This window comes from Brunnivagina elsteri CCALA 953 (assembly GCF_002289455.1).
Lineage (GTDB): Bacteria > Cyanobacteriota > Cyanobacteriia > Cyanobacteriales > Nostocaceae > Brunnivagina > Brunnivagina elsteri.
The window spans coordinates 1-6058 of the sequence record NZ_NTFS01000395.1 but is presented as its reverse complement, the minus strand read 5'-3'; the positions used below and the strand labels follow the sequence as shown (position 1 = coordinate 6058).

General features: G+C 39.8%; 7 protein-coding genes. 3 read left to right on the top strand and 4 right to left on the bottom strand.

Going from position 1 to position 6058, the window contains the following annotated elements:
- Positions 1-520: 520 nt before the first annotated feature.
- Together hemF and CK510_RS24790 are read left to right on the top strand one after the other, a co-directional pair.
- On the top strand, positions 521-1594 hold the full coding sequence (gene hemF, locus CK510_RS24795) for an oxygen-dependent coproporphyrinogen oxidase (protein WP_095724217.1): 1074 nt from the start codon (positions 521-523) through the stop codon (positions 1592-1594).
- A 490-nt stretch (positions 1595-2084) separates the two neighbouring features.
- Entirely contained in the window at positions 2085-2453 is a 369-nt protein-coding gene (locus CK510_RS24790) for an STAS domain-containing protein (protein ID WP_095724216.1), read from the top strand.
- A gap of 88 nt (positions 2454-2541) precedes the next feature.
- On the opposite strand, the gene CK510_RS24785 is transcribed toward CK510_RS24790, so the two are convergent.
- Positions 2542-3150 (bottom strand): chromophore lyase CpcT/CpeT, encoded by a 609-nt coding sequence (locus tag CK510_RS24785; RefSeq protein ID WP_095724215.1) that lies wholly within the window; start codon positions 3148-3150, stop codon positions 2542-2544.
- A 228-nt stretch (positions 3151-3378) separates the two neighbouring features.
- On the opposite strand from CK510_RS24785, the gene psb29 reads away from it, so the two are divergent.
- Positions 3379-4092, top strand: a complete 714-nt coding sequence (gene psb29, locus CK510_RS24780) for a photosystem II biogenesis protein Psp29 (protein ID WP_095724214.1) — start codon at positions 3379-3381, stop codon at positions 4090-4092.
- Between the two features lie 78 nt (positions 4093-4170).
- On the opposite strand, the gene CK510_RS24775 is transcribed toward psb29, so the two are convergent.
- From CK510_RS24775 to CK510_RS32010, 3 genes are all read right to left on the bottom strand, one after another.
- Positions 4171-4533 carry a phage holin family protein gene (locus tag CK510_RS24775; RefSeq protein WP_095724213.1) on the bottom strand — a complete coding sequence of 121 codons (363 nt, stop codon included), beginning with the start codon at positions 4531-4533 and terminating at the stop codon, positions 4171-4173.
- Positions 4534-5106: 573 nt separating this feature from the next.
- Positions 5107-5802, bottom strand: a complete 696-nt coding sequence (locus CK510_RS24770) for an ExbD/TolR family protein (protein WP_095724212.1) — start codon at positions 5800-5802, stop codon at positions 5107-5109.
- 73 nt (positions 5803-5875) lie between these two features.
- Positions 5876-6058 (bottom strand): hypothetical protein (locus CK510_RS32010; protein WP_211293295.1); only part of this gene is annotated, 183 nt, incomplete at its 5' end.

Genomic DNA, 6058 nt, shown 5'->3' with positions numbered 1-6058 from the left:
GTTTGGATGAAATACAATCCAGGGCAAACAACCGTGGGTTCCCCTACAGCACTCTTAATCACAAACTGTATTTAAATATTTAAATCAACTGAGAACCGCTATAGATGGTAAATAAATTGTCGGTGAGTTGATGGATTGACGAATGCAGATGAGATACCGCAACCGTGTTGGAATGTGAAATTAAGCGAGAGTACTGAAATAAATGGATTTGAGGAATTAGATAGCCCAAATAATCGGGTTGTAGTTTCTGCTATAAATTACTTGTTTTCAAAAAAAATCCGAGAAATATTACAAAATATTAACGGCAGCCAGTTTAAAAATAATAAATCGTATACAAGTGCGTACACAATTTAGGAGAAAATAGTTTGTACTGTTCATTGCTCGTATGTGTCAATGTTTGGCTGTAACAGATTAAGGTAAAATTAAGGTAGTTGAATTGTCTGATTTGACATCTGCTGCACCTGCGTAACCGATTAATAACCTTATTGGTGGAAATTTTAATTTTAGGTTCTCGAACTTTATGTTGATTAATTCCCAATCCCCCACTTTTCAAACAGAAACTTCAAAATTTCTACCTCCAGCGAATGCGAAAGAGCGAGTCAGCGCTTTCATGCGTCAGTTACAAGATGAGATTACTCAGGGTTTGGAAGCTATTGATGGTGTGAATAAATTTCAACAAGATAGCTGGGAACGTCCTGAAGGTGGTGGTGGGCGATCGCGTGTTTTACGTGACGGTGAAATCTTCGAGCAAGCTGGTGTAAATTTTTCGGAAGTCTGGGGTGATACTTTGCCACCTTCGATTTTGAGCCAGCGTCCAGAAGCTGCGGGGCATCGTTTTTACGCCACTGGTACATCGATGGTATTGCACCCCCGCAACCCCTACGTGCCTACGGTACACCTAAATTATCGCTATTTTGAAGCGGGTCCTGTATGGTGGTTTGGTGGTGGTGCGGATTTAACTCCCTACTATCCTTTTGCGGAAGATGCGAGTCATTTTCATAAAACTTTTAAACAAGCCTGTGATAAACATCACTCGGAATATTACCCAGTATTTAAACGTTGGTGTGATGAATATTTTTATTTAAAACATCGGGGAGAGACAAGGGGGATTGGTGGATTATTCTTTGACTATCAAAACGGTCAGGGTGAACTGTATCCAAATTCTCAGAACACTCCTGCGATCGCATACGACACGACAGGTAGCAACGCTGCTGCTTATAGTCAGCAAATCGGAGCCATAGAAGCCCGTACTTGGGAAGAATTGTTTGCATTTATTCAAGATTGTGGTCGAGCATTTTTGCCAGCATACCTACCAACAGTAGAAAAACGACACAAAATCGAATATGGCGATCGCGAGAGAAATTTCCAACTTTATCGTCGCGGTAGGTATGTTGAGTTTAATTTGGTTTACGATCGAGGCACTATTTTTGGCTTGCAAACCAATGGTCGTACTGAATCAATCTTGATGTCCTTGCCTCCTTTGGTACGTTGGGAATATGGCTACAAACCCGAACCAAACACCCCAGAAGCCGAACTCTACGACACTTTCCTCAAACCCCAAGATTGGGCTAACTGGACAGCAAACCATAAATAAGGCAGAAGGCAGAAGAAATTAAGTGCGGTTTTACACTAGGCTTAATTTCAGAGTTTTTGGGTTCTGCAATTTAGACGTGTTTTAGCTTATCTCCTGACTACTGACTTCCATTGATAGAATACTAGGCAACAAAGAATAGCCGGGGAAAGGCTGGGATAAAAGGCTATTAAGTATAATTGGCACGTAAAGCCTGTTGGCATTGAGTTTAATGGCTATTTCAGGCGTTTTCAAGATACCTTTTTTTTACTGACGTGCCGTTTTTACTCAATAGCGATAAAAGGCTGTAGCTTGTTATTTGAGCTACAGCTTAAATATTTTTAAATTAAATGGGGTCTGATTTGTACGGATTATTAATGAATCGGTTAGAAAAACTGGATGCTACTGCAAATACAGGTTATAAAAAATACTAGTGAAGTATTTTTGATAGCAACTAACCATCAAAAATCAATCAGCCGTATTGAAACTTCAGAAAAGTGCAAGGGGATATTCTGTGATACACATTGACCAAAAAATTTATACAATCGAAGACGGTAATAATGTGATTGTTCTCACGCCATTAGGTCGTTTGGACATTACCACAGCTTGGCAATTTCGCTTAAAGTTACAGGAATGCATTTCCAAACTGAGTGGTCATGTAGTTGTCAATCTCGGTCAAGTGAACTTTATCGATAGTTCTGGTTTGACTTCTTTAGTCGCGGGAATGCGAGATGCCGATAAAGTTAAAGGTAGTTTCCGAATCTGTAACGTCCATCCAGAAGCCAAGTTGGTTTTTGAAGTGACGATGATGGATACTGTTTTTGAAATTTTCGAGACAGAAGAGGAAGCTTTAGAAGGAGTACCTCGCAGTATTGCTAGATAGTTTTTATATTTTAGGATACATTTCCGTCACTCAGTACAAGAAGAAGGATTTTGGGGAAGAACTGGTGTGAGACTTCTTTCTGTTGAAGCTAAATTTCAAATTTCAATTGTTTTCGCTTGGTGTAGCAATATGGTCCTAAAATCGCTCCCCAAGTCGCTGTTCCCGTAGTTGAATCTATACCTTTATCGTAAGTATTTAATTCTTCTTGAGTTGCCTCAAACCCCAATGAGACTTGGATTGTGTTCCCCTGATAGATAAAAGTGCAACAAGCTTGGGGTGGTGGTGTTGCCGAAAATAGGTAATGATTTGTAGCTAGCTCGCGAATAGAAACATTTAAAACACATCCTGGAAGCAATTCCAATTGTTCTGGTGTGAGGCTGGTTAGTAAACTTGGGTTGGAACCTCCACCAGACAATGCTTCTGGGTTTTTGGGCATGTAGTATTGAACTTGTAATGGTGCTTCGGGATTATTGGTTTCACGCAGTCGGATGATTCGCTGACGGTATGGTTGGTCAAGTTTGAGAATGTTGGCTTGTTCAGCAAATATTGTGAGGCTGTCTTCAGTGAAAATAGGAATAGGAACTTGCCACAAACGCAGATGGACATACCAAGCTGGGTCATCGAGTGCCTGTTCACGGTTATCAAATTCACCAGCGAGATACTGTGCTAGGGCTGTTAATTGCGGCGAAGGATGCATATAGTAATGTATTATTAACTTGGCTACTGATAGCTAGTAGTCGGAATGAATTTTAATTTTTTGTTCAGGCAAAAAAAAAACTAGCTAAAAAATGTTGTAGCTATAATTATCCTATTGTGAAGCAAGTTATAAAAAAATTTCACCACCAATTCAAATTTGGCAAATGAAACTTGGTAAACTTGTCAGCAAGAAAGAAAATAAATACCAGTCGCCCTTATAATTATTTTTGTGAATAACGTCCGTACACTCTCTGATACAAAAAAAACTTTCTACAACCTTCATACCCGTCCGGTTAACACGATTTATCGTCGGGTTGTGGAAGAAATGATGGTGGAGATGCATTTGCTGTCTGTGAATGTAGATTTTAGCTACAATTCAATCTATGCTTTGGGTGTTGTCACAGCATTTGAGCGTTTTATGCGGGGTTATGATCCTGAAGTAGATAAAGCGTCTCTCTTTAATGCCCTTTGTCAGTCAATCGAAACAAATCAGACTCAGTATCAACAAGATGCTCAAAGATTGCAAGAAATTGCTAAAAGTGTTCCTGTACAAAATTTAGTAACATGGCTAAGTCAAGCGAAACCTTTGGAACGGGACGAAAAATTGCAATCGGAATTGTATACTATTGCCCACAATCCGAAGTTTAAATACAGTCGCTTGTTTGCAATCGGTTTATTTTCCCTGATTGAAGCATCCGATCCAGAATTGGTTAAAGACGAAAAACAGCGTACCGAAACCTTTAATGCGATCGCACAAGGTTTGCACATTCCTGATGACAAACTCAACAAAGATTTGGAGTTATATCGCTCCAATTTGGACAAAATGGCACAAGCTATGGTAGTAATGGCTGATATGGTGGCAGCCGATCGCAAAAAACGCGAACAACGCGCTCAAGAGCGATCGCAAAAAACTACGGTTATTACTATTCCGACTGATAGTTAAGCAAGGCAAGGGAAAAGGGAAACGGAGGAAAATACAAAAAAATTCCTATTCCCAAATTCCCAATGCCCCAATCCAGTATTAAACCGGAAGTACGTTGTAAATAAGACTACTTACTAAAGAAAGTGCTAAGGCTCCAATAATTGCGCTCCAGATGCCGTAACGCAAGCGAAATCCCTCTACTAAATAAGCTGCCAAACCAAAACAAATTACGGAAATAATAAAAGCAAAAAGCCCATGAAACAGATTCAGGGTGAGAAAGTTTGGTATCTTGACGAGCAAATTCAGAACTGGCTTTACTAAAGAGTTGAGAATTCCTAAAACCGCAGCAGAAATCAAAGTTTTGGGAAGAGTATCAATTTCTACTCCAATTGGTAATTTACTAATTACAAAAAAGCTAACTGCCGTTATCAACCAAGCAATCAAAAGCGAAGTAATATTCATGACTACAATCCCTATAACTCTGTTTGCTAGAAACTAATCGAATATAGAGTAATTATTAGCAAATTTAGTCGAATATCTCAGCTAGCTCAGGAGACATTTTGAGTATTCTTTAGAATATTTTACAGTTAATCTGTCATAGCTTGCTTTTAGGTAGGAATAATCACATATTGTTAATTAAGTATTGTTAATCTTACTCCCCTTCCCTTGTAGGATGTTGTTGGCGAATTAATGATGGGTCGAACCCCATTTTCCTCGTTCCTCGCCTCTGGCAAGGAATGCAGCGATTGAGGCTCTGCCTCAAATCTAACTGGAGGCAGAGCCTCCAAAAGCGCGTTACCAGGCTGGAGCCTGTTAACGAGAGGGTGAGGGTCTTCACCCCTCAACAATTAGCCAACAGTATCCTTGTAGGGAAGGGGTTGGGGGTTAGGTCTATATTTTATTCATCTGAGAACTGCTACAAATAAAGGCAAATAAAATAAGGGTAAATAAAATAAGGGTAAATAAAATAAGGGCAAACAACCGTTTGCCCCTACAGTATTGGTAAATAAACTGTATTTCACTCAGAGCCTAACTTTACTGTTGAGGTGGTGTATTACCTGTTCCTGATGGGGGAATTGGATTTGTGGTAGGTGGTAGATTTGGAATTTCTCCACTTGGGGGATTAATTGGAGCAAGTTGCGGATTATTTTGTGGTGGGATTGGGTTAGGGATTGGGTTAGGGATACCGGAACTGCCAGGAAAAGAGGGAAATCCTGGATTATTAATTGGTGGTTGTGAGGAGGATGAAGAGTCGGCAACACCAAGAGATGCACGGGTTCCTCCAACTCTTTGCAATAAAGTTAGGGTTTCGATCACATCATTATATTGTGCCGATCGCGAAGCGTTTAAAACAAGCGGTACATTTGGATTTTGCTTGACGTAATTTTCCAAAAAAACTGGTAATTGCTCTTTAGAAATTGGTGTTAGTCCAGGTTGACTGGGATCGGATGTTTGTACAGTTTGACTAGTATCAAAAATCTGTCCGAGTCCATCAAGGTGTAGAACTAACCTTTTCGCTGCAACTGGAGAACCTGGTAGGTTATTAGTACCAGGGATAGGTGTTCCTGTGTTCGATCTGGGTAAGTCAAAATTAATCGCTTTGATAACTTCTTGCCGGGAAAATTGCAGCGTTACCAAGATAAAGAAGGTGAGAATGCAGAAAACAACGTCAATCAAGGGAATAATTTGAACTTGAACGTCATCTGTTTGAATTGGTGATTTGATTTTCATAGCGGCAAAATAAAGCAGAAGTTATCTAGGTTATGATTTCTGTTTCGACAAACTCAAGGTTGAGACTTAAGGTTTAGACTTCAGGATTTTCCGAATCTGGGGAACTTGTATCTGGAGCAGATTCGTAAGGTTCACCAAACTTGGGTTTTTTCCGACGAAGGGGATAATTGAAAGAATCTTGCGTCGTAGTTTCTTCGGTTGCAGGAGGATTTGAGATAGTTGTTGGGTTGTTTGCTGCTGAATAGTTTGCTGTTGT